Below are 23,993 nucleotides of genomic sequence, written 5' to 3'. Positions count from 1 at the left end.
AATTTAATAAATACAATGTACTTATTAAATTATTTTAATAATTAAAATTTAGAAGTAATTTTAGCTATTAATCAATGGAGATAACATCTTTTCTTTTATAACACAACACGCCCCAATAACACCAGCGCGACGACCTAAAGTCGATTTTTTAAGTTTCATATCCCGGTTCACTAAACCTAAGGAGTATTTTTTTAATGCAGATTGAATAGGCAATAGGGTGTAATCTCCCAATTGAGAAAAATCACCGCCAATTACCAATAAATCAGGATTAAAGATGTTGAGTAGAATAGACAAATAACGTCCCATTTTCTCGCTCTGTTTGGTTACCAGATCAACACACAAAGTATCTTCTAAATTAAAAGCTCCGTTTATTATTGTATGGTGCTGCAAAGCAATAGCATTTTCATCAAGAACTACTTTTGATTGTTTGCCTTCTTTTATAGCAGCCTTAAACTGATTTACGAGTGACCAGCCTGAAATCTCCGTTTCCAGACATCCCAGCTTGCCGCACTGACACATAATTCCATTGTCAAAGATGGTACTGTGACCGAATTCTCCGGAGTAACCGGATTTTCCATAATACAGTTTACCGTCAGTTATCATTCCTATGGCCACACCCCAACTGTAATTCACAAATATTATATTCTGCTCATCATCAACAACCCCTTCACAATATTCACCAAAAGTCATTGCTCTGGTATCATTTTCCAGACGAACCGGCAAGTTTAATTGATCTGAAATGATCTCCGTTAAAGGTCTGTTTTCGCTAAAGAAGTAATTATAGCTGAATCCTTCCATAGAATTAATACGACCGGAAAAGTTGATGCAAACCCCCACAATCATCTTTTTTTCGACAGAGCTATCTTCTATAAATGAATTGATTAAATTGCAGAATTCCAAAAGGGATTCTTGTGTATTTTCTAAGATAAAAGAAGTTCCCAGTTCTATACTGACAAATTCGTTTTTAATGTTTTGCAAACCAATCGACATACTGGCTAAACTGACTTCGACCCCTAAAAAGTAAGCACAGGTTGGATTGATACTGTATAAAGAAGGTCGTCTTCCGCCGCTATTGGTAATTTTCCCCAGATCCACCACATAGTCTTCTGACAATAATTCGTTAACGGCTTTAGTTACCGTTGGGACACTAGATTGCAGTTCAGAACTTAATTCTGCTATCGTAGCATTACCGGCTGACAATAATCGTTTTATGATTGCCTGTCTTAGCATATGCCACTTTTGCCCCGAAAGGCTTTTGTCTGTACTACTGTCTAGTAAATCTTTTAAACTCATTAGGGTTCCTTTTAAAAAATTACAACGGGATTCATTTACAAACTTACTATAATTTTTTTTTACACAGTGATTTAAACGTATCACAAATAAATTATTTAAAATTGGAACGTTTTTAATGCGTTTGACCTGATGTATTTTGAGTCGCTAAATTTTAAAAAAGTTTTTTTTAGTACTTATATATTATTCTTTTACTTCAACAAAAGTAAACATCCACTTCACCGGATTTTGAGCATCATTGGAACTGAATTTGCCGACGGGGCATTTGACTAAAATAGTATTCCATCCTTTTTCCAATACAATCTTTGTAGGGCTACGGTATTCGTAGCCCTCATCAAATAGTGGGATTTCAGAGTCTCCTTTTTGACCTGCATGAGCCCAATGCGGCGGATTGATTCGCACATTATTAACCCAAAGGGCACTGTTTTTGTTGTCCCAGGCTGCTGCTGGAGGAGAATCACTAAAGGTAGATCTGGAAAGATTGTTAAACCCTATCCAGAAATTTTTCTTTGTTTTTTCATCACTCCATATTTTGGTAGTGGCATACCAGGTAGTGTTTTCTTTTTGATCCTTTACATGGGCTTGTATCATTGGAAACCAAAAATGCCTGAACCAGATGGTACCTCCGTAAACAACGGGGTTTTTATGTAAGGGCTCTTTTTCGAGATACGATTTAGATTCGGGTTTAAAGATTTTTTCTGTTGCTCCTTTGTTGTCAAATGGCCCTATTAATTTCCACTCAATATCACTTTGTTTTACATAAGGAAAAGAGAGGTTTTTAAAATAGAGGGTTTTATGGTCTAACAGACGATTTTCAAAATCTACAAAAAGGGTATAGCGTTCGGTACCTGGAGTGCTAATGTCTGACAAGAAGTTTTTCCATCCGCCTCCAAGCCAGCTTCGCTCGGCAAAAGCCAACATTACCGAATATACTGCATTCATTTTGATCAGGTCTTCTTCTTTACTCACCCTTCGGTCTGGCCAATTGCAAAGAATAGCGCCCAATTTGGTCTCATCGCCTGCTGCAACATCACAGATTTGGTGATTGAATGTTGCCACGACACCGTCAATAGGATCAAAAGCATTGAGATATAAATGACGGGAATCCAGTGCAGGAAACTTGTCTTTAGGTGTTGCAGTGCCGATCCACATTTGCTTGATGGTGCCTTCAGGAACATTTCCGCCCGGATCCCATGCAATTATTTTTTTGCCTAATAATTTTAGTTCGGCGACCATAGTCGGCAAGAATTCTTTATTGGTAATATGTACTTCATCGCCGCCTATATGGATGTAAGGGACACTTAACTCTTTGGATAATTCAATTAGTATATTTTTGCAAATGGCCACTCCTTCATTACTTTGCATGTCTACTCCCATAGCCCTTTTAAAAGCAGCACTGTGTCCTGGCATATCAATTTCGGGAATTAGGGTAATGTATCTTTCTTTACAATAGGCAATTAAATCTTTCATTTCTTCCAGTGAATAAAATTCACCCGGATTGCGCAACATGGTTTTACTGCTGGTTAATTGCGGATAAAGCTTGCTTTGCAAACGCCATGCAATATCTTCTGTAAGATGAAAATGGAAAATATTCAGTTTGTACGCAGCCATCACATCAATTTGCTGCTTTAATTGTTGGATTGACTGATAATTTCTTCCCACATCTACCATGAATCCACGCCACGCAAAGGCAGGCCAATCCGTTATTTCACTCGCATCTACTGCAACATTGTCACGCATGAGCTGCACTAAAGTTTGGATACCATTATAAATTCCCTGGGGTGTATTGGCGGTAAGTACCACTTTATCGTTTGTGGTTTCCAAATGGTAGGCTTCAGATTGACCCTGAGGGGTCGAAATGTTTCCTAAACGAAGTTGAATGGAATGTTCCGTACTGGAAATTTTATCTGTCAATGCTACGGATAGGCCACGCTGCTCCATGGCATTTTTTAACACCAACCCTTCTTTAAATAATATCGGGTCCTCAACAAGAATTTTGGTGGGAGAAGTAAGGGAAAAAGACCCGGTATTCCATTTTAGCTGTTGGGGTTTGGGAAGCAAAGAGGGTTTGGATTCCAGATTAAAAACATGCGGATAAATCAAATGCTTCCACAACAGATATCCTTCTCCCTTGAGATGTAATCCGTCGTTAGTATACTGTTGTAACAATTTTCCAGTTGCGTCACAAAAGGAGGTGTGGAGATCAATATAAGTATACTGATATGCAGCCGCATTTTGCTTCAAATTAGCATTTAACAGTTTTATTTGTTCTCCTTTACTGGTGTGTCCGCCAAATTTTTTATACACATCATTTACAGGTAATACACTTTGAACATATAGTTTTGTTGATGGACTTTCCTGTTTTAAATAGGAGGCAACTCTTATGATGTTTTTAAAAATACTATCTGCTGCGGTATTTCTTGACAAATCATTGATCCCGATCATTAAAAATACTTTTGCTGGTTTTCTGGTGGCTATTTCATCGATTCGGTTAAGAACTCCGGCGCTGATGTCACCACTGATGCCACGATTCTTTATACGGTTGTCTGCAAATAATTCACTCCATTCTGCACCATCGGTTATACTGTTTCCCAAAAAAACAATATCGTTTTTTGTCTTTGGCAGTGTTCTGAAATGGGTGATTCTCTGGTGATAGTAAGTAGAGAACAGGCTATCCGGGAAAGTTATTTTTTTAAGCTGAGCATACCCATTTTCTGCAACAAACAGCGTAATGAGGATGCTTAGCACGTAAAACCGGCTTTGTTTTTTTAAAGTGGACATAATTGTATTTAATTTCAAGATTGATTGCGTGGTCTTAAAATGCAATCAGGGTCTTTTAGTTGCGATTTTTTTGCTTTTTCTTTTTGATTGGTTTATTGGTAATAAAAGTGTCTTTTCCGTCGCTTAGCCACTTGAGACTGAAACGGGCAAAATACATTTGATAGATTGAATTTTCCCCGTTTTCATAATAAATACCTATTGTACCGTCAGGTAATACCGTTAAACTGGAGTAGGCAGAGGCTCCCGAGAAAATGGTTTTTCTGATCGGCCAGGTCGCTCCTTCATCGGTACTCATTAATACAGAAACATTGGTTCTGTTATTTGCGAAAGGAATGGAATGCAACAGTCGATTCTTGTTATATCCGTCAAGAGTTGAGGTATATCGTATCAAATCGCCATCGCAATTTGGATCGGTTATATCAACCTGATCATAAGCAGTTCCCCAGGTAAGCCCTTGGTCTATTGATATATTAAAACGTCGCGGTCCTTTATTGCGGATACTCATCATCAGATTGCCATTGTTCAATTCTATAATTTTTGATTCGTCTCCATCGAGTTCAGCTCTGCCTGTTGAAGCGATCCAGCTAGCCCCGTGATCGGTACTACTGATCATATAATTGTTGATGTGCTCCTTTCCGGCGACGTCTTCACGAACAGCAATTGCCGCCACAATTTTTCCATCGTGCAGTTGATGGGCCCTTCCTGAGGCTACAAATAATCCTTTCCAATTGGGATTAGGGCCATAAATTTGATGGGTTACATCCAGAGGTGTTCCCCAAGTTTTACCGTTATCGGTACTACGAACAATTAAAACTTTAGCAGGAGCAGCGTTTGTCGATGTAAAGAATCCTTTTTCTGCGGAAAGGATACATAATAAATTTCCATTGGTTTTGTCCAGCACCAATGCTGCGTCTCCGGCTCCATTTGGACCTCCAAAGTTCGCAATGACCAAAGGGGTTGTCCAGGTTTTTCCTTTATCTGTACTGCGACGCACTACGGGATCAATTTTGGCGGCTAAATCTCCGGCATGATTCCATCTTTTATCCGTTACGGTCACTAATGATCCGTCGGCCGCAGTTATGATTGCAGGAATTCGGTAGTGTAACGATCCGGCATCCCCAGGAGTGAATAATAATGTATTTGTTAATAAGATGACCCTGTTGCCAGCAATGGTATTAGGGGTGGCATTGTAAGCAACGTTGTTTACTACAATTGATTCACAGGTTGCATCCAATAGATTTCCTTCTGTAGCACTGGCTGCGACATCATAGGTAATCCAAAAATAATTATCTCCAGAGGTCAATGTTTGCGTTCCATTAGCGACGAGGTCACCTGATGCAGGTCCAATGGTTCCAAATAGGGTAGCGGTGGCTGGATTAAAAACCGCATTGGCTCCGCTTGAATACACCTTAATAGTTCTGACATCAGCTACATCGGTAGTTCCTGTCATAGTAAATTTCAACCTATTTAAGATAGCTGAACTGTTGCTCGCCGTAACTTTTACTGCCAAAATACGTTGATCATGAGCTCCCAGAGCTGTTGGAAGTTCCGTTTGAATTAATGAAACACTGTTGATCGTATTGGTTTGACCAATCGATGGGATTCCATACAGGTAAAAAATAAATAAAAGGAAAAGTGATTTTCTCATATTGTAATACTATTGGGATCTTAAATGATACCGTTATATTTAGAAACTGTTTTTTGATTGATAAATAATGAAAGTAATAAAAATTAATTATTCATTGAGGTATTCAGTAAGTATTTGCAGGCAATACCACTCCTGTCGGGGCAAATGAAAGGGTCCTTTGAACATATTTCCTTTGGCAGTCTGGGCGATGGTTCCGTCTTTATGCAAATACCCAAACCATTCTCCGTTTTCTTTATCGTGGAATTTACCATAAGCATAGTCATGAACCATTTTGTGCCATGTTGCATATTTTTCATCTCCGGTCATCGTGTAGGCCAATAGGGTTGCAATAATTACTTCGTTATGGGGCCACCAAAACTTCATATCCTGCCAATATTCCTGAACGGGTTTGTTGTATACATCACGGAAGTATAAAATTCCTCCATGCTGCTGATCCCATCCGCGTTCCCACATATAATCCAGCATTTTGCAACCTAATGCAATTAAATGAGGGTCATTGTTTCTGTATTTGGCTTCGTGTAAGATGAACCAGGCCCCTTCAATGGCGTGACCAGGATTCAACGTGCGGCCATCAATGTGATCTATAATGGAACCATCTGGCGCTACTTGTTCCATCACACATTTAATGTCCTCTTTTACAAAATCGGTTTCAATTTCGGTAATCCATTTGCTGATCCATTCATCACAACGGGGGTCTCTAATATTTTCGCGTAACTGTTGTGCTGTGTTGATCATAATCATAGGAGTGCCTATTCCTTTTGATGGTCGGGTAGCGGTGAATTTAGGTTGTAAGAGATCCGATGAAGTGGAATATTCAATACATTTTCCGAATAAAAAACGCGCTTTTTCAGCGGCAGCTTCATCACCACTTGCTTTGGCGTAAGCAGACATGGCAATCACTGCAAAGGTTTCCGAAAAGTAATAGCGGCGTTTGCGTATGGGCTGTCCGTCACGGGTTACGTGAAAAAACATCTGCCCATCGGTATCAAAGCAATGGTTGTTTAAAAAATCGATTCCTGTTTTAGAACCTTCCAGCCATTCTTGTTTTGGCTCGATAGTATTGTAAAGTATAGCCAATAACCATGCGGCACGACCCTGTATCCAAACCGCTTTGTCGTCATCAATCAAGCTACCGTCCTGATCACGCATCAATAAATAGCCGCCAAGTTCGGTATCAATCGAACGTGGAAACCAAAAGGGTACCGTGTCATTTAATAGTTGATTCCGATAAAACTCTTTTAAGTTTAAAAGATCTATTTTTGAATAGCTCATTTTTTTTAGGAAGTATTTACTAGTTAGATTTTAGTTCGGTTATAACATTGCGATCTGCTTATTTTTAAATTTTTACGCATTAGTATATTCCCGTGGAATAATTATTAATTTCGATACAATAGAAGGGCAGGCGGTACGGCTTTTTTAGTTCCATTAGATTGTATCTTAAAATGCATTTTAAAGATTCGAATACGTGCCAAGATGCATTAATTTGATTAATTATCAGCCAAGACGAGACAATGGGTCTCGCCTCGACCGATAAAAAAAACAAACCAACCAAACTAAGCTTAACCAGAGCTTATATTATTGAAAATGAATTTTAGGTATAGGGTAAAATCATTCACTTTTGGACATAGCAAACTGACTGAAATCAGTAAAATATTTATAAGGCAGAATAAGACAATCCAGGAAGAGATAGTAGTGAAGAGTCACTCTGAATCAATAGTTTTTATCCATTTATTGGAAATTTCATTGCGACTATTGTAATAAAACCGACAAAGTTTTCTTTGTCGGTTTTATCAGTCATCTATTAAGTTCCTTTGTAACCTGGATTTTGGGCATCTAGTAAAGTTTGATCACTAGTTAAAGTGCCCAGATCAATTGGCCATAGTAATTTATGGTTTTGGCCGACAACATTATCAAGTACACCTGTCAATGGTAAGTCTTTTCTGAAAGCTAAAGGATTTCCGGAAGCATCCTGCATGCGGCGTAAGTCGTACCAGATTTTTCCTTCAGCCACGAATTCTTTTTGTCTTTCTGCGAAAATAGCCAATTCGTTTTGCTCGAATGAACCATTTACATAAATAGGGGCAACACCGCCACCACCTGCATAAGCACGGGCTCTGATGCTATTAATTTCAGCAGCTGGACTCTGGCCTTGTTTGTTTTTAATCTCAGCCAATAGTAAAATAGCTTCAGATAGACGATAAACAGGGAAATCATCGGAGAAAATACGAGCACCATCAACAACAGTACCGATAAACTTACGCAAGTTGGTTGCATGGACAGTTCCTTTGTTAAAATTTAAGAAAGTAACATTTGCCCTGGTATCGGCAGCATCATATTTTTGATATAATTCGTATTTATATTCATAACGAATAATGGTTCCACCACCATTTACCTTTAACGGGTCACTGGCAGGAATGGCTGTACCCTTATCATCAATATAGCTGCTTAAAGGATCCGTAATGGCATATATAAATTGCCCGTAACTATTAGTTGCCTCTCCAAAACCATATCGCAGGGCAAAAATAATCTCATTGTTTCCTTTAATTGCAGCTGTGGCAGCTGAATTAAATACATTGGCAAAACTCGGTTGCAAACTATATTTTGGTATAACAGCTTCTACCGCAGCTCTGGCAATAGCTAAATCAGCAGCTGTGCTTGTAGGCGCAGCACCATCAATAGTAACTTTGGCAGACCATAAATATACTTCAGCCTGCAACATTTGCGTGGCTGCCAAAGACCATTGTGCTTTTTGCATTTTGGTTGTATAATTTCCAGAGAAATTAGCAACAGACTTATTGACATCTTCTTTGATAAAGTCTAAAGTCTCTTTCTCTGTTGCGGTGCGCGACAAATAGGCATCCGCGGCCGTTGTTGGAGTGGTAATAGCTACTTTCGGTTCTTTTGCTAAGGGTACCCTGCCGTAAGTACGATACAATTGAAAATAGTAAAAAGCTCTTAAGCCATACGCTTGCCCTAAATAATAACTCTTATCTGCAGCTACCAGATAATCAGCTTTTTCTACCTGATAAATAAAATTATTTATCTGAAATATGGCAGCATAAAAGCCTACCCAACCGGAGATGCCAGGGGAAGATTCTCTTAAGTCCTGGCGAACGATAGCTCCTGCGTTTAAAGAAGCAGTTCCGGTAAAGCTGGTACCGTCTCTTAAGGTGCCTCCTCTAAGTTCCCCTAAGTTGAATAAGGTAAACTGATAGCTTCTGAGCTGGTTATGTAGTCCAACCATTGCTCCGTCCACTTGAGAGGGGGTTTTCCAAAAGCTCTCACTAGCGTAATAATCTTCTGGAGCTAAATCCAGTTTGTCGCAGGCATTAAACGTAATTGACAACGTCAGTAATGCAAATCCTATTAATATTTTTTTCATAGTTTTTATAAAATAAATTGAACACCGAAAATTACTGTGCGTGGTAATGGATAACCTCCTGTAACATTTAATCCCTGATCTGTTTTCTCTGGAGTGAATAAAGTTGATTTACTGAAGTAACCTAAATTTTGTCCGGTTAAGGTGAATTTGATTCCTTCTATTTTTAACTTAGCTAATAAATCAGCCGGTAATGAATACGCTAAACTGATTTCGCGGAATGCTAAATAATCAGCTTTATTGTAGAACATGCTTGAGGTACGGAAAGTATTGTTTTTAAACAATTGATCTGCCCAGTAGTAGGTTGGGTACTTGGCGTTTGGATTCTCAGGGGACCAGGTGTCTAATGTTGCTGTTGTTGTGTTAAATGTTCCTTGCGCGTTGCTTAAGAACCAGGATTTAGGTCCATCGTATTGAACATGACCTAGAGCATAATCAAAACGCGAGCTAAATGAGAATCCTTTGTATTTGGCGTTGAAACCAAAACCACCAGTGATTGTTGGAATAGTACGTCCCATATATTCTCTGTCATAGGTATTGATAATACCATCTCCGTTTACATCTTTCCACATTACATCACCTAATGCGATCGGATAAGACAACGCTTTTTCGGCTGGAGTCATGTTATTAAAAACATTTGGGTGAACTAAAACTTTGGCGCCAATCAAATCTTTTAGTTTCAACGCATAAGAATCTAGCTCAGCTTGGGTTCTAATGATACCTTCGGCAACATAGGCATAAGCCGTGTTTGGATCTTGACCTTCCTGCAAGCCGCCAACCCAAATTAAATTACCGTTTTTATCATAAACCTGACTTCCGCCAACTCTATTATTTTCTAAACCATTATTGGGTAATTTTAATATTTTATTAGCATTGTAAGCTGCATTTGCTGAAAAATCTAATGAAAAATTGGAGTTTTTAATAACTTTATAATTCAATTCAACCTCAAGCCCTTTATTTTGCATATTACCTAAGTTTGTTGTGATTGACGTTAAACCTGAGGTAGCAGGCAGGGTAAAGCTCGAAATTTTGTCTTTTGTTTGTCTGTTATAGTAAGCAATAGTAAGGTCTAGTCTATTCAACAGGCGCGTGTCGATACCAAATTCATAAGTTGCCGAACGTTCCCATTTTAAGTCGGGGAAAGGAAGGCCTGAGGCCTGATAACCAATAATTCCATCGTATTTTCCTGATCCGTAAGAACCTTGCAATTGGTAAGCCCCAATACCGCTCACGTTTCCGTTCTGACCATAACTGGCTCTAAATTTAAGAGTATTCACTATTTTAGAATCACTTAGGAAACTTTCTTTATGTAAGTTCCAACCCACGGATACTCCAGGAAAATTACCCCAGCGGTTGTTTAATAATCTGGAATAACCATCGCGTCTTGCGGTAAGGGTCAATAAGTATTTTTCATCATAGTCATAGGTAACACGGGAAAAGAAAGATAAAATACGTTGGCGGGTATGATAGGTATCAATACTTCTTTTGTCTTTATCAGCGCTGGTGTATTGCAAATCCATAAAATCATCCGATGGAGCACCTGAACCAGAGGCGGACAATCCGTTTTGATAGATGTCATAATATTCAGTACCTACCATCGCATCTATATGATGTTTTCCTAAGAAATCACTATTAAAATTTAAGGTACCATTATAGGTTTGGCTAAATTCTCTTCCAAAAGAAGCACTTGAAGCACGGGTCTTATTAATATTATTAGGACTCGATAAAAAATCTTTATTGAATGACTCATTAAAACCTTCATTATAAAACCAGTTGGCACTAGTTCTGAAGCTTAGATTTTCAAGTAGATCGGCTTTAAAGGATTGGGATAAGGTAAACTTATCGGATTGGTTTTTACGAACAAACTTAGCATCGTTGACAGCTGGATTACCATCTTGATAATCGCGACCTACTAAGAAATCACCCGCGGCATTTGTTCCTCTCATCGTTGGTGGTGCACCCAATGAACGGGTCAAATAATTACCTTCGCCGTTTGTTTGTGCATCTCTCCATTTAGCAGTTGCAAAATTTAAACCGGAGGTGGAGGTTAACCAAGATTTTACTTTATAGTCTCCATTAAAAACAAAAGTAAGTCTTTTGTAGAAGGTGTTAATAGGTAAGCCTTCCTCATTATAAGAACCGATACCGGCATAATAACTGCCTTTTTCGTTACCACCAGTCATGGATATATTAAGATCTTTAGTTATACCCTGAGGTCTAAGTGCATAATCTTTATAGTTAAAATCTTTAAAAATGATCTCTTTATTGGTTCCGTTTGGATCGTAAGCCCCTGCTGCATTGGTACGGACCGGATCCGTCATACTTTGCCAGCCTTGACCTAATAATTCTTCATTAACAGCATTTCTAAACATAGGGCTCCATACGGCTGCTGAGTTTTTGTTTCCGTCAAGAATGTTTCCAGCGCCATCTTTATAAAGATTTCCAGTACCAAAAGGACCTGTCGAGTTCAATTGGGTTAAGCGGCTAGGATCATAAGAACCTGAAGTCTGAATAGCTTTTCTGGACCAATATAAATAGTCTTTTGCATTTAAGAAATCAAAAGGAATATTTAGAGTATTGATGCCTAACTTTGTATTGATGGTAATGTTTGAAACGCCGGCCTTCCCTTTTTTAGTGGTAATCAAAATTACTCCATTATTGGCTCTGGCACCATAAATGGCTGTGGCTGAAGCGTCTTTTAAAACTTCGATGGAGGCGATGTCGTCTGAATTTATTTCACTAAAACTGTCTCTTAAAAAACCATCCACCATTACTAATGGAGATCCACTTCCATCATAATTGGTACCGCCACGTAAAGTAATGTTTGCAACTGCACCAGGGCGTCCTGAAGCCTGTTGTACTCTTAAACCCGGAATCGTACCCGCTAAAGCTGAAGCAGGGTTGGAGCGCACTCCGGTTTCCAATATTCTATTGTCTAGTTTAGATACAGAACCGGTTATTTTTGATTTTTTTTGGGTTCCATATCCCACAACAACAACTTCATTCAAATTTTGTCCTGCTTCTTTTAAGGTAACAGTAATTGGGGAGTTTCCGATGGTTACTTCCTGTTGGATCATGCCAATGTAAGAAATAATAAGCTTTGTAGCGTTATCAGGAACGCTCAACGTAAAATTACCATTGAAATCAGTCTGTGCGGAAATGTTGGTCCCTTTAACAATTATATTAGCCCCCGGTAAAGGATTTCCGGATTCATCCAGTACTTTACCTTTAATTTGTTTTTGTATTAGAGATAATTTAATCGTAGTTCTTTCGTTTGCTACTTTCAATGTTCCGTTTTTTTCGGATAAAGTAACAGTTCCTGTAGCTGCTGCTGCGGATACCTGTATGGTGAAAGGGATTAAAAACAGGGACGTTAATTTGATAACTTTCCCGAATTTTGGCGTAAGCCAATAATTTTTTGGCTTACTTTTTGGTAGTAATTCCATACTTTTGTAATGGTTTGGTTAATAATAATTTTCCTTCGTGGTTTATTTAATTGTTTTTCCAGTCAAAATTCCTAGTATTTAGGAAGTAACCAGCAATGTTTGCCGCATCTGCTGGTTTTTTTAGTTAAACAAAAAATAGTTATAAAAAGGGGTTTCCCCGCTTTAGTCGAATTATTATGATACTACTTTTAAAATTTCGCTATTAATTTTAAAATATATCGTTTCCTTCCAGCTGTCTTTTATTACAATACTACTTTAGTTCCCGGTTCTATTTTCCTGAACTATTTTAGTACCCTTTTCATTTTAGAGATAACAGTAAACGGATACAAGTCCAGCTGCTTATTTGTCTAAAAAATCACTATCAGGCTGTAAATATATAAATAAATTTAATAAGTTCAATTATTTATTAAAAAAATTTAATAAATAAAATTTAGGAGTGTTTTAGTTATTTATTAAAGTAGATAACATTTTTTCTTTTATGACACAACAAGCCCCAATAACGCTGGCGCGAAGACCTAAAGTCGATTTTTTAAGTTTCATATCCCGGTTCACTAAACCTAAGGAATATTTTTTTAATGCAGACTGAATAGGTAGCAGGGTGTAATCTCCTAATGGAGAAAAATCACCGCCAATGATCAGTAAATCAGGATTAAAGATATTGAGTAGAATGGATAAATAACGTCCCATTTTTTCGCTCTGTTTGGTTACCAGATCAACACATAGGGGGTCTTCCAGATTAAAAGCTCCGGAAATAATAGCATGGTGTTGCAAAGCAGTAGCGTTTTTATCAAGGACCACTTTTGATTGTTTGCCTTCCTTTATGGCGGTCTTAAACTGGTTTACGAGGGACCAGCCTGAAATTTCGGTCTCCAGACATCCCAGTTTACCACACTGACACATAATTCCGTTATCGAAGATGGTGCTGTGGCCGAACTCCCCGGAGTAACCGGATTTTCCATAATACAGTTTACCGTCAGTTATCATTCCTATTCCGACGCCCCAGCTATAATTGACAAATATTATATTCTGTTCGTCATCAACAACCCCTTCGCAATATTCACCAAAAGTCATCGCTCTGCTGTCGTTTTCCAAATGAACAGCTAACTCTAATTGGTCTGAAATGATCTCCGTTAAAGGTCTGTTTTCGCTAAAGAAATAATTATAACTAAATCCTTCCATAGAATTAATACGACCGGAAAAGTTGATGCAGACCCCTACAATCATCTTTTTTTCGACAGAGCTGTCCTCTATAAATGAATGGATTAGAGTGCAAAAATCCAAAAGGGATTCCTGGGTGTTTTCTAAGACAAAAGAAGTTCCTAATTCAATACTGACAAACTCATTTTTAATATTTTGCAAACCAATCGACATGCTGGCTAAACTGACTTCTACTCCTAAAAAGTAAGCGCAGGTTGGGTTGATGCTATATAGAGAAGGCCGTCTTCCGCCGCTATTGGTAATTTTTCCCAGATCTGTCACATAGTCTTCGGACAATAATTCGTTAACGGCTTTGGTTACCGTTGGGACACTAGATTGCAGTTCAGAACTTAATTCTGCTATCGTGGCATTGCCGGTCGACAATAATCGTTTTATGATTGCCTGTCTTAGCATATGCCATTTTTGCCCCGAAAGGCTTTTGTCTGTACTACTGTCCAATAAATCTTTTAAGCTCATTAGGGTTACTTTAAAAAAAATTAACGTGATTAGGGTGCAAACTTACTATTATTTTTAAGGAATGTTATAAAGTATAGTTTAATATTAAATTAATTTAAAAACTAAAAATTAAAAAAATGCGCTGCTTATAAAGGAAAATAATAAGAATAAACGCAAAGTAGGAAAATATAGAAAGGGAGACCATTTTTAGTCGATCTGAAGCGAGGTCTACTGGTTAACCAGTGTGGTTTAGGATCCGAATTGGACTTTTACCCTGTAGGTAAAAAAAAAGTACATAGGGTTTTTAAACCGCTATATACTTTTTAATTATGCTCAAATGGGTGTCACATTAGTTCCGCTAGCGCCGATGTACGGGTGTATAGGGTACAAATAATTTTTAATTTACTTTATGATTTTTAATATTTCCATCTGACAAATGCCTCCATTGCAGCGTAATTAGATAATCCTAATTGTACATATAATCCTGCCGTTTCTCTATTTCTATCTTCAGCTCTTTGCCAAAATTCTCTTGCATCTGATCCCTGGAATACCACACCGTCTTTTTGTGATTGGTGTTTGAAAATCCCTTGTCTTTTAGCCAAAACCTGATCAGGACTCATAGGTACAGCCATTTCAACCTCGTCGATGCCCCATTCCTGCCAGGCACCTCTGTACAACCAGACCCAGCAGTCTTTCATGAAATCTTTTGTTTTCAATCGTTTAACCGCTTCAAAAATAGCATCTAAACATACTTTATGAGTTCCATGCGGATCTGCCAAATCACCCGCAGCGTATATTTGATGGGGTTGTATTTTTTCAATAAGGTCCATGGTCAACTGAATATCGACTGCTCCCAAAGGCTTTTTCTCGATGGTACCGGTTTCATAAAAAGGAAGCTCCATAAAGTGAATCTGTTCATCGGACAAACCAACGAAATTACTGGTGGATCGCGCTTCTCCTTTTCTGATCAGTCCTTTTAAATACCGAACTTCCGGAATGTCAATTTCACTTGTTTTTTTATTCTTAAGAAATGCAATCGCTTTTTTATAAATATCTGCGGCTTCAATACTTTTTATTCCAAATTTTTCATTGTAATCAGTTACGAATCTCGCAAATCGTAGTGCCTCATCATCAGCTACCGCAATATTTCCTGAAGTCTGGTAAGCCACGTGTACTTCATGTCCCTGTTGTTGTAGCCTCATAAAAGTACCCCCCATGCTGATGATATCATCATCAGGATGCGGACTAAAAATCAAGACTCTTTTTCTTGCGGGGGCTGCTCTTTCCGGTCTATTGGAGTCATCAGCATTTGGTTTTCCTCCTGGCCATCCGGTAATTGTATTCTGTAATTTATTGAATATTTTGATGTTGATGTCGTAGGCTGGTCCTGAATCAGCCAACAAATCACTCATTCCGTTTTCAATATAATCAGCATCGGTAAGCATTAAAATAGGCTTCTTTAGATCAAGTGCCAGTGCTAATACCGCTTTTCTGGTCAATTGATCTGTCCAGACAATTTTTTCAACCAACCAGGGTGTATTAATTCTTGTCAGTTTTGAAGAAGCTTCTTTGTCCAAAACAAAAACGGCATGGTTGTGCTCTTGCAAAAAAGAAGCAGGAATCTGATTGGTTACTTCGCCTTCAACTGACTTTTTAATGATGGCTGATTTTCCTTCTCCCCAAGCCATCAAAATAACCTGTTTGGCTTCCATTATTTTTTTAACTCCCAGTGTGATTGCTGTTCTTGGAGTATTGCTCAATCCGGAAAAATCTCCGCTTGCCGCAACCCTGGTGATGTGATCCAGGGCTACTAATCTTGTTTTGGAATTCTGTAAAGAACCCGATTCATTGAATCCAATATGTCCGTTTCCGCCTATTCCAAGTATTTGTAAATCAATGCCACCTAAAGCTTCAATCTTAGCTTCATAATCAGCACAATAATCCGCAATTTCTTCTTTAGATAAAGTGCCATCAGGAATGTGATAATTTTCCGGTAAAATATCCACTTGATCCAGCAATAATTCTTTCATAAATCGCACATAGCTATTGATGGAATCCGGCTCCATTGGATAATATTCATCCAGGTTGAATGTAATTACATTCTTAAAACTCAATCCTTCTTCTTTGTGCAGACGAACCAGTTCAGCATACAGCCCTTTCGGAGAAGAACCTGTTGCTAAACCCAATACACAGGACTCGTTGTTTTCTTGTTTGGATTTGATAAGTGTTGCTATTTGTTGCGCAACCGCCTGAGATGCCGCAGTTGAATTTTTAAAAACTACTGTGCCAATATTTTCGAATCTTTTTTCGAAACCTGTCGCCTTATCTATACTACTTTTTAACATTGTCAGTTCTATTTTAATTTGTTTTTAGTATCGTAATTCCTATTGTTTTTTTTGACCAGCTTCTGTATTTATGTCCTTTAAAAGCATAAAATATAATCATCAGGTAAGTGGGCAGCAACATTATATAAGCTACCTGATTCCCGCTTTTTGCCGTTTCTGCAACTCCACTTGCCTCGTTGGCCAAATTGATGGACTCGGCCAAAGAACCATATATTAGTGGGAAAATTGCACCTCCTATAATACCCATAATCAATATAGCACTGGCTATTTTGGTATAGCCCCCTAAATCCTGTAGTGCCATTGGCCAGATAGCCGGCCAGCAAAGTGCATTGGCCAGTCCCATAAGGGCGACAAAAAGAATCACTACTGGCAAGGCTGGAATGCCTGGCAATTGAATGATTACACTGGGGGATATTGAAACGATTGACAGTACTAAAATCAAACCTAGAATACCGGAAATTTTTAATGCCGTTGCCTGAGAAACATATTTGGGTATCAGCGTTATTCCTAAAATATATCCCACTACCATTGCTGTCATCGTAAATGAAGTTAGTTTTAAATAAAAATTACCGTCTTGACCATAAACCCCTAATTGTTTCCCAAACCCGCCTATGGAATCTCCTGCCAGGACCTCGGCAGCCAGATATAGCATTAAGGTAATGACACCCAAAACCAATTGCGGATATCTGAAAGCATGCAGTATTTGTTTAAAGATGCTTAGATGTGCTACGTTTCCATCTTCATCCAAATCAATTTCCGGCAGCGGAGATAATTTAACCAATACTGCTAAAACAAGGATGATACCTCCCATATAAAGATAAGGAATTTGCAATTGCAACGCCAGCGTATCCAATGCCGCCGATTTGGCTATAGGATCAAGAGCCGCAATTTTAGCTGCGGTATACTCCTGCATATTTGATAATACCAAAGCCGTTAATATTAATGGCGCGATGAATCCTGCCAATTTATTGGCAATCCCTAGCACACTTATTCTCGCTGCTGCACTTTCTCTGGGGCCGATCACGACCACGTAAGGATTTGCAGCCGTTTGTAAAATTGCCAACCCGGTACCCATAACAAATAAAGCCACCAGAAAGAAAAGAAAAGTTCGTGTTTCTGCAGCAGGGTAAAACATAAATGCACCAAAGGCGATAACAACAAGCCCTAGTGAGACCCCATTTTTATAACCGACTTTTTCGATTACCCAAGAGGACGGAACCGCCATGACAAAATAAGCGATGTAAAAGGCAAAAGCCACAAAGTAGGCCTGCGACTGAGACAATTCACAAGCTAATTCAAAAAATGGGATTAACGGTCCATTCAGCCAGGTTACGAACCCTAAAATAAAAAATAATGCGGTTAAAATAACCATTGGAATTAGTGCGCTTCCTGGGTTGCTGTTGATTGTGTTTTTAATTTTTGACATCTTTTTTATTTTTTGGTAGTACTGGTTACATTTTAGAGAATAGTATTGGGGAAGTATTTTTTGCGGTTTTATACCTGCGCTTTTAATAATTCCTGATGGTAAAAGTCAATGGTCTCTTCCAGGGCTCTCGCAATGGAATAATCGGGTTTGAAACCCAGTGTATTAAATTTTGAAGGGTCTGCCTTTGAATGTTTAATATCTCCGGAACGTTCTTCCAGAAATTGTATTTGAGATGTTGAATTGGTAATTTCAATTATCCTTTCTGCCAATTCCAGGATGGATGTGCTATGTCCCAAAGCGACGTTATAGATATCAGTTCCTGTTTCACAGGCTAACAGGTTAGCCTTTACGACATCTTTCACATAGATAAAATCTCTGGTTTGCAACCCATCTCCATAAATGGTTATTGGTTTGTTTTGAAGTGCATTATTGATAAAAATGGGTACTGCAGCTGCATAGGCTGATTTTGGATTTTGTCGGGGTCCGAAAACGTTGAAATAACGTAACGAAGCAGTAGGAAGGCCCCATTGATCCTGATACATTTTTAAATAAAACTCACCATCTAATTTTGTAACGGCATAAGGAGTCATCGGTTCGGGAGTCATCATTTCAATTTTAGGCAGTACGGGATTGTCTCCGTAATTAGCCGCAGAAGAAGAAAGCACCACTTTACAGCTGGCATTCTTCTTAGCAGCCTCCAAAATATTTATTGTTCCCAATGTATTGATATCAATACATTCTTTTATGTTTAACAGGGATTCTGGTATGCTGACCAAAGCCGCTAAGTGAAATATACCATTCGCTCCCTGCACTAGTTCCTCCACAAGGGCTTTATCCCTAATATCTCCTTTTTCAAATTGGACATTCAAACCACTAAGATTTTTTTCAAATCCGGTCCGTAAACTATCCAAAACAGTTACCTGATGTCCCTGGATCGATAAATATTCTGCAATGTGACTTCCTATGAATCCTGCACCACCTGTTATAACATATTTTTTCATATGCGTATTGTTTTTTTATTTTAAGAGCAATCCTTTCGGGACTATTAGTCATTCCAATTTAATTCAGTATAGTGTTTTTTTAAATAGGCCTTTACTTCGGCTATGTCTTCTTTAGCAGTTAAATCCGGTACGTGTTCAGAAAAAGGAATACCCAATGTGGTGTTGGGGTGTTCTTTTAAGGTGTTCAGAAGGACGGTGGGCAATTCTTTTTCATCTCTTTCAGGATGAACAGGACAGTTCTTTAGATAGGGGTATAGAAGATCCCCATCGAATTTAAAAGCATTCATACTGACTCTTAATTTCCCTTCGGCATCTTTGTAACTTTCTAAATTAGAAGCGGTTGGTTTTTCAAGAATGTCTAATAATTGATTGCCCTGATCAAGCTTAGCAATGGCAAATCGTGAAATTCTCTCCGATGAGAACTCCATGGCATCTCTATTGTAGCTTATGAAAGCATTGGGACTGTCTGTTTCTCTAAGTGCAGAAAGCGCTTGCACAGAATATAAATTGTCACTGTTACAAACCGAATAATACTGGGAATTCAATTCCGGATATTGTTCTACTGCTTGAAATAATGCATCTGCAGTACCAAAGGGTTTGGTTCTTCCTTCTGGAATATATTGGATCGCAAAAGAGATCGTTAAGCCATGAAAATTATTGTTCTTATTTTCACTTCCGTAAAATTCTTGAAACAGACCACCCTGCTCACCAATAATGATGTAGATATTTTTATACCCCGCTTTTTTGGCATTCAATAGAAGGTAGTCTAACAAAGGTCTGCCATTTGGGCCAACACCTATAAGACCCTTACTTCTTTCATTGGCCTGCGCAATTTCTTCCTCAGTCAAATTATCTAATGTAACTTCCTTTTTCATTCTGGAAGAAGCACCTCCTGCCAAAATAATTAAATTGTTGTGCATAATTAATTTCTTTAAATTCGTCTGTTTATACTGTTCTTACCCCAGGATCAACTGTTACCGTATAAGCTTCTTTGGCACCTGCTGCCAATAGTGCCTCTATTACAGGTGTTTCTTTTCCTGGTTCAGCAATTACCACTATACTGCCACCTCCTCCTGAACCAACTATTTTCGCACCGTAGGCACCTGCTTTTAATGCAGCGTCGATCATGGCATCAATTCGGGGCACCGTAATTTTCAACAAATCCCGCAATACTGCATGGTGCGCATTCATCAACTCGCCGATCTTTTTTAAATCGAGAGTTGGTTTTTGAAATTCTTTTAAAGCAAGTTTAGTATAATGATGGTTTTTAATTGCCGCTTCGAAAAAAGGAACCAATCGGTCTGGTAAATAATTACAATATTTTTTTAAGTTTGTGATTTCCGTTTTGTTTAAATCAAAGTTTTTGAAATTTTGTTTTAAAATAGCGATAGCCAGTAATGCATTTTCTTTCAAATCACCAATTATGCCGATAGTCTCTTTTGGTACTCCTGACACCCCTGTTATAAGGCCTTTTAATTCCGTGCCGATTACAGTGTAAGAAAAAGGAATTTTGGTGTCGATATGGACAATGTTGCCTACTCCGATGCTATAATGATCCATCATTCCGCCAGGTTCTCCGTGTTCTAGAACCTCAGAAGTATATCCCATTTTCGCAATGAATTCGGGTGTAACTTCATCTTCAACACCAAAAGCTTCTATTAAAAAATTAATCCATGCCAATAGAAGGGCCGATGAACTGGAGGTTCCCGAGTTAATAGGAATATTTCCAGTTATTGTGATGTCGTATCCCAGATTGGGAATGCAGCCATGCCTTCGCAATACCCTTAAGGAAGAGGCAAAATAATCGCGAGGCTCTAATTCTGAAAAGGTGGTGTGGATATCAATGACTCTGACTTGGCTGATGTCATCCATAATTAATTTAAAAACCTGCGTGTCATTTGGCACTGCAGTTACTATTATATTTCTATTAATCGCACAGGCAATTACCGGCAGACCTAAATAATCTTGGTGATCTCCAAAGAGGCATGTCCGTCCAGGTGCTAATGATATAATTTCTTTCACTTTAAGCATGTATTAAATAACTGCAATTCAATTAATTACAGGATATTTTGTTTGTAATTGTAACTATTTATTTAGATTTAACTTTACGAAAGTATAGATTAAATTCTAATAAACCAAGTAAAAAACAATAAATGTGCTCGAACACACGATATTTATGTTGTCGAACACATTTTTGTAAATAAGAGGTGCGCTTTTGTGAAAATAAATGTTTTACGGGATAGAGATTTCAAAAAAAGTATTCCGTAAAACAATAAAATTCACCTTATTCCTCAGTGATTACCAAATCATCCAAAACGAAATCAGAATCAGTGCCATTGCTTTTTTCGATACCAAACCAGGAATTCCTGTTTTCGGAACCCAGGAAAATGAAAGTCGCTATTGTCGGTGTATTTACGGTATTTAGCGTAATTGACATTTTTGTAGTGATCCCGTCGCCTATTACCAATCCATAATCCGCTCCTGATGCTTCGTAGTTAAAAGTCACAGTATAGGTTTTACCTGCCTTGAAGCGAACAGTTTGCGGAATGGTTTGAATTAAAAGACCCTGCTCTTCGCTATGGGCTTTTAGTGACCAGTTTCCATTGATCACATCATCAATTGGCTTTGTATTCCAGCCTTTTTGGGTGTAAGGAGCCTGTCGTTCAGACAAATGCGTTCTATGGTCATTAACAGGATCGCTTTATTCTTTTAAAAGGAAGTTCCCAAAGGAAGAGGCAATATGAAAATTGGGTCTTTCAGTATTTGGGTTTACCCAGGTTATCCAGGTTGGTTCAAAGCTCAGGTCCTCTTGCTGGTTGTATTTTGCCCTAAAAACGCCCGCTTCAATTCTATTGTTTTTAATTAAATTGAAACGTTTTAAAGAGGGGATGCTAATGGCACCTTCTACTGTAAAAGAATGGGTATTCTCAGATGATTTAACTACTATGGCGTCCTTTGGCCAATCCCAATTAAAATCGAAGTTCTTATCGGGATAAGCAATAAAATCCATTATGCGGGCAGCAGTATCTATTTCCAAACAATAGTACGGATTCAATGTATTATCCGGTCTGAAAAAGAGTTCGACTCTATCGGAATTTCCAATACTCTCAAAACTAGCATCGTGTTTTTTTATATGGATGGCTGTATCAAAGACCGTGAAATTAAAAAAAAAGCTTTCTCGATCCCAAAGGGCTTTAAATGTAATTTTAGCTTGTTTTTCGTCACTCCAGGGAGAACAAAAATCCGTCAAAACCATTGCGGCATCCCATAACGGATCATCTCCTTTTCCAGAGATCATCAGCTGATTTTTTTCGATTAAATTCACTTCGTATTCTTTTAACTCTGAATTCATTTTGTGTCGTCTTTACTTTTTATTTAAAACTTTGGTTAGGCGCCATTCTATTGCGTGAAATAAGGTGGAAGAAAATCCATTTATTTCCTTATTGGTAATTGTTCCCTGCAGCGATCTTAAGTACCTCCATTAGAAACAATTTCCGCACTGGTTATTTCAAATAATTCCGTATTGTTTCTTGCATTATTTCTAGTGTTAATCTTTATTAGAAGCTGATATAATGGTATTTAATCTCTGGGTTGTATTTTTTGCTCAAAAACCGGGAGCTTCCATTGAGGTAAAAGTAGTGTTTTAAAGACTAAAAAAAAGTTTTATGTATAAAAAATGTGCTCGAGAACATAAATAAAATGTGTTCGAGCACATTTTATTGGTTTTCCTTGCTTTATAAATAATTAATATATAGTTTCGTCCTCTGATAAGAATAGATGTCTTAATTTTTTAAAAAATAACAAGATCCTTTTCAACTGTATTTTTAATTGATAAAAAGATGCAAGAGCCTCTATTATAGCCTAACAATTCAACTTTATTACGGGACACACCAACAGTTGGGCTAAATTAACTTCGACTCTTAACCAGCATACTATGAACACGACTTTTAGTCAGGAGTTTTTAAAACGCCAAACCAAAAAAATCTTTATTAATTAATGCCATTATTTTTTAGTACCGGTATTACAACTCGATGAACTGCTAACAGTAAACTAATTTTATAAAAATGACAAAAATATTAATAACCGGGGCTAGTGGACAACTAGGTTCCGTTTTAACAGAAAAACTACAGGAAAAGTATGGTGCCCATAATGTAATAGCGTCGGATTTACGGATTAACCCATCATTTCAGGGGCATTTTGAAATCCTTGATGCGACAGATTTTGATGCCTTAAAAGAAATAGTTTTGGAATTTGAAATTACTCAAATATATCATCTTGCAGCAATTCTATCCGCAAATGGAGAGCAATCTCCATTGAATACCTGGGATATAAATATGAAATCTTTTTTTAATGTTTTGGAAGTTTCAAGATTAGCCCATGTTGAGAAAGTTTTTTTTCCAAGCTCAATCGCTGTTTATGGAAAGGATGCTCCAAAAATAAAAACACCCCAAAATTATGTTTTAGCGCCTTCAACAGTATATGGCATTAGTAAAGTAGCTGGCGAAAATTGGGCTCACTATTATTATCAAAGGTATGGTCTTGATATTCGTTCCATACGCTATCCGGGTGTTATTGGACATCAGTCACTGCCTGGTGGAGGAACAACAGATTATGCTATTGCTATTTTTCATAAAGCGGTAAAAAATGAGGAGTTTGAATGTTTTCTGGAAGCTACATCAGCATTGCCAATGATTTATATGGATGATACGATCAGGGCTACCATTGAATTAATGGAAGCACCTAAAGAAAACATTACAGTGAGAACCTCTTACAACTTGTCGGGGATGAGTTTTTCACCTGAACAGTTAACAAAATCCATTCAAAAGATTTATCCGGAATTTAAAATAGTTTACAAACCGGACTTTAGACAGAAGATTGCTGAAAGTTGGCCATCCAGTATTGATGATTCATCGGCCAGAGCGGACTGGAACTGGAAACCACAATTTGATATTGATGCGATGACAGGTGTTATGATTGAAGCATTGGAACTAAAATATCAAACGGAACTTAAAAATAGTTAGGCC

Annotated in this window: 14 protein-coding genes and 1 pseudogene; 1 reads left to right on the top strand and 14 read right to left on the bottom strand. The window is 38.0% G+C overall.

Features of this window, described 5'->3' with window-relative positions; all coding sequences use genetic code 11:
- Window positions 1–60: 60 nt before the first annotated feature.
- From ACNQGH_RS16840 to ACNQGH_RS16775, 14 genes and pseudogenes are all read right to left on the bottom strand, one after another.
- Window positions 61–1,293 carry an ROK family protein gene (locus tag ACNQGH_RS16840; protein WP_417957177.1) on the bottom strand — a complete coding sequence of 411 codons (1,233 nt, stop codon included), beginning with the start codon at window positions 1,291–1,293 and terminating at the stop codon, window positions 61–63.
- 180 nt (window positions 1,294–1,473) lie between these two features.
- Window positions 1,474–4,071, bottom strand: coding sequence for a family 20 glycosylhydrolase (locus ACNQGH_RS16835; RefSeq protein WP_417957176.1), 2,598 nt, complete (start codon window positions 4,069–4,071; stop codon window positions 1,474–1,476).
- A 55-nt stretch (window positions 4,072–4,126) separates the two neighbouring features.
- A complete protein-coding gene (locus ACNQGH_RS16830; RefSeq protein ID WP_417957175.1) occupies window positions 4,127–5,719 on the bottom strand; it encodes an exo-alpha-sialidase in 1,593 nt (530 codons plus the stop codon).
- Window positions 5,720–5,806: 87 nt separating this feature from the next.
- The gene (locus tag ACNQGH_RS16825; RefSeq protein WP_417957174.1) at window positions 5,807–6,991 is read right to left on the bottom strand and encodes an AGE family epimerase/isomerase; all 1,185 of its coding nucleotides are present in this window, start codon (window positions 6,989–6,991) and stop codon (window positions 5,807–5,809) included.
- A 529-nt stretch (window positions 6,992–7,520) separates the two neighbouring features.
- Entirely contained in the window at window positions 7,521–9,101 is a 1,581-nt protein-coding gene (locus ACNQGH_RS16820) for a RagB/SusD family nutrient uptake outer membrane protein (protein ID WP_417957173.1), read from the bottom strand.
- 5 nt (window positions 9,102–9,106) lie between these two features.
- The gene (locus ACNQGH_RS16815; RefSeq protein WP_417957172.1) at window positions 9,107–12,544 is read right to left on the bottom strand and encodes a SusC/RagA family TonB-linked outer membrane protein; all 3,438 of its coding nucleotides are present in this window, start codon (window positions 12,542–12,544) and stop codon (window positions 9,107–9,109) included.
- A gap of 441 nt (window positions 12,545–12,985) precedes the next feature.
- Window positions 12,986–14,218, bottom strand: a complete 1,233-nt coding sequence (locus ACNQGH_RS16810; RefSeq protein WP_417957171.1) for an ROK family transcriptional regulator — start codon at window positions 14,216–14,218, stop codon at window positions 12,986–12,988.
- 395 nt (window positions 14,219–14,613) lie between these two features.
- Window positions 14,614–16,542, bottom strand: coding sequence for a glucosamine-6-phosphate deaminase (gene nagB, locus ACNQGH_RS16805; RefSeq protein ID WP_417957170.1), 1,929 nt, complete (start codon window positions 16,540–16,542; stop codon window positions 14,614–14,616).
- A gap of 13 nt (window positions 16,543–16,555) precedes the next feature.
- Window positions 16,556–17,968, bottom strand: a complete 1,413-nt coding sequence (locus tag ACNQGH_RS16800) for a sugar MFS transporter (protein WP_417957169.1) — start codon at window positions 17,966–17,968, stop codon at window positions 16,556–16,558.
- A 68-nt stretch (window positions 17,969–18,036) separates the two neighbouring features.
- Complete coding sequence (locus ACNQGH_RS16795; RefSeq protein WP_417957168.1) at window positions 18,037–18,969, bottom strand: NAD-dependent epimerase/dehydratase family protein; 933 nt, start codon at window positions 18,967–18,969, stop codon at window positions 18,037–18,039.
- A 44-nt stretch (window positions 18,970–19,013) separates the two neighbouring features.
- Window positions 19,014–19,889, bottom strand: a complete 876-nt coding sequence (locus ACNQGH_RS16790) for a sugar phosphate nucleotidyltransferase (RefSeq protein ID WP_417957167.1) — start codon at window positions 19,887–19,889, stop codon at window positions 19,014–19,016.
- Between the two features lie 25 nt (window positions 19,890–19,914).
- Window positions 19,915–20,991, bottom strand: a complete 1,077-nt coding sequence (locus tag ACNQGH_RS16785) for a GHMP family kinase ATP-binding protein (RefSeq protein ID WP_417957166.1) — start codon at window positions 20,989–20,991, stop codon at window positions 19,915–19,917.
- A gap of 262 nt (window positions 20,992–21,253) precedes the next feature.
- Window positions 21,254–21,652: pseudogene (locus ACNQGH_RS16780) on the bottom strand (hypothetical protein); the annotation flags it as partial.
- An 18-nt stretch (window positions 21,653–21,670) separates the two neighbouring features.
- Window positions 21,671–22,321, bottom strand: a complete 651-nt coding sequence (locus ACNQGH_RS16775) for a sugar-binding protein (RefSeq protein ID WP_417957165.1) — start codon at window positions 22,319–22,321, stop codon at window positions 21,671–21,673.
- A gap of 712 nt (window positions 22,322–23,033) precedes the next feature.
- On the opposite strand from ACNQGH_RS16775, the gene ACNQGH_RS16770 reads away from it, so the two are divergent.
- On the top strand, window positions 23,034–23,990 hold the full coding sequence (locus ACNQGH_RS16770; RefSeq protein WP_417957164.1) for an NAD-dependent epimerase/dehydratase family protein: 957 nt from the start codon (window positions 23,034–23,036) through the stop codon (window positions 23,988–23,990).
- Window positions 23,991–23,993 lie beyond the last annotated feature (3 nt).

The sequence above is a fragment of the Flavobacterium kochi genome, assembly GCF_048286715.1.
In the GTDB taxonomy this organism is placed as follows: domain Bacteria; phylum Bacteroidota; class Bacteroidia; order Flavobacteriales; family Flavobacteriaceae; genus Flavobacterium.
Note: the sequence above shows the minus strand (reverse complement) of the source record. Positions and strands in the feature narration are given on the sequence as shown.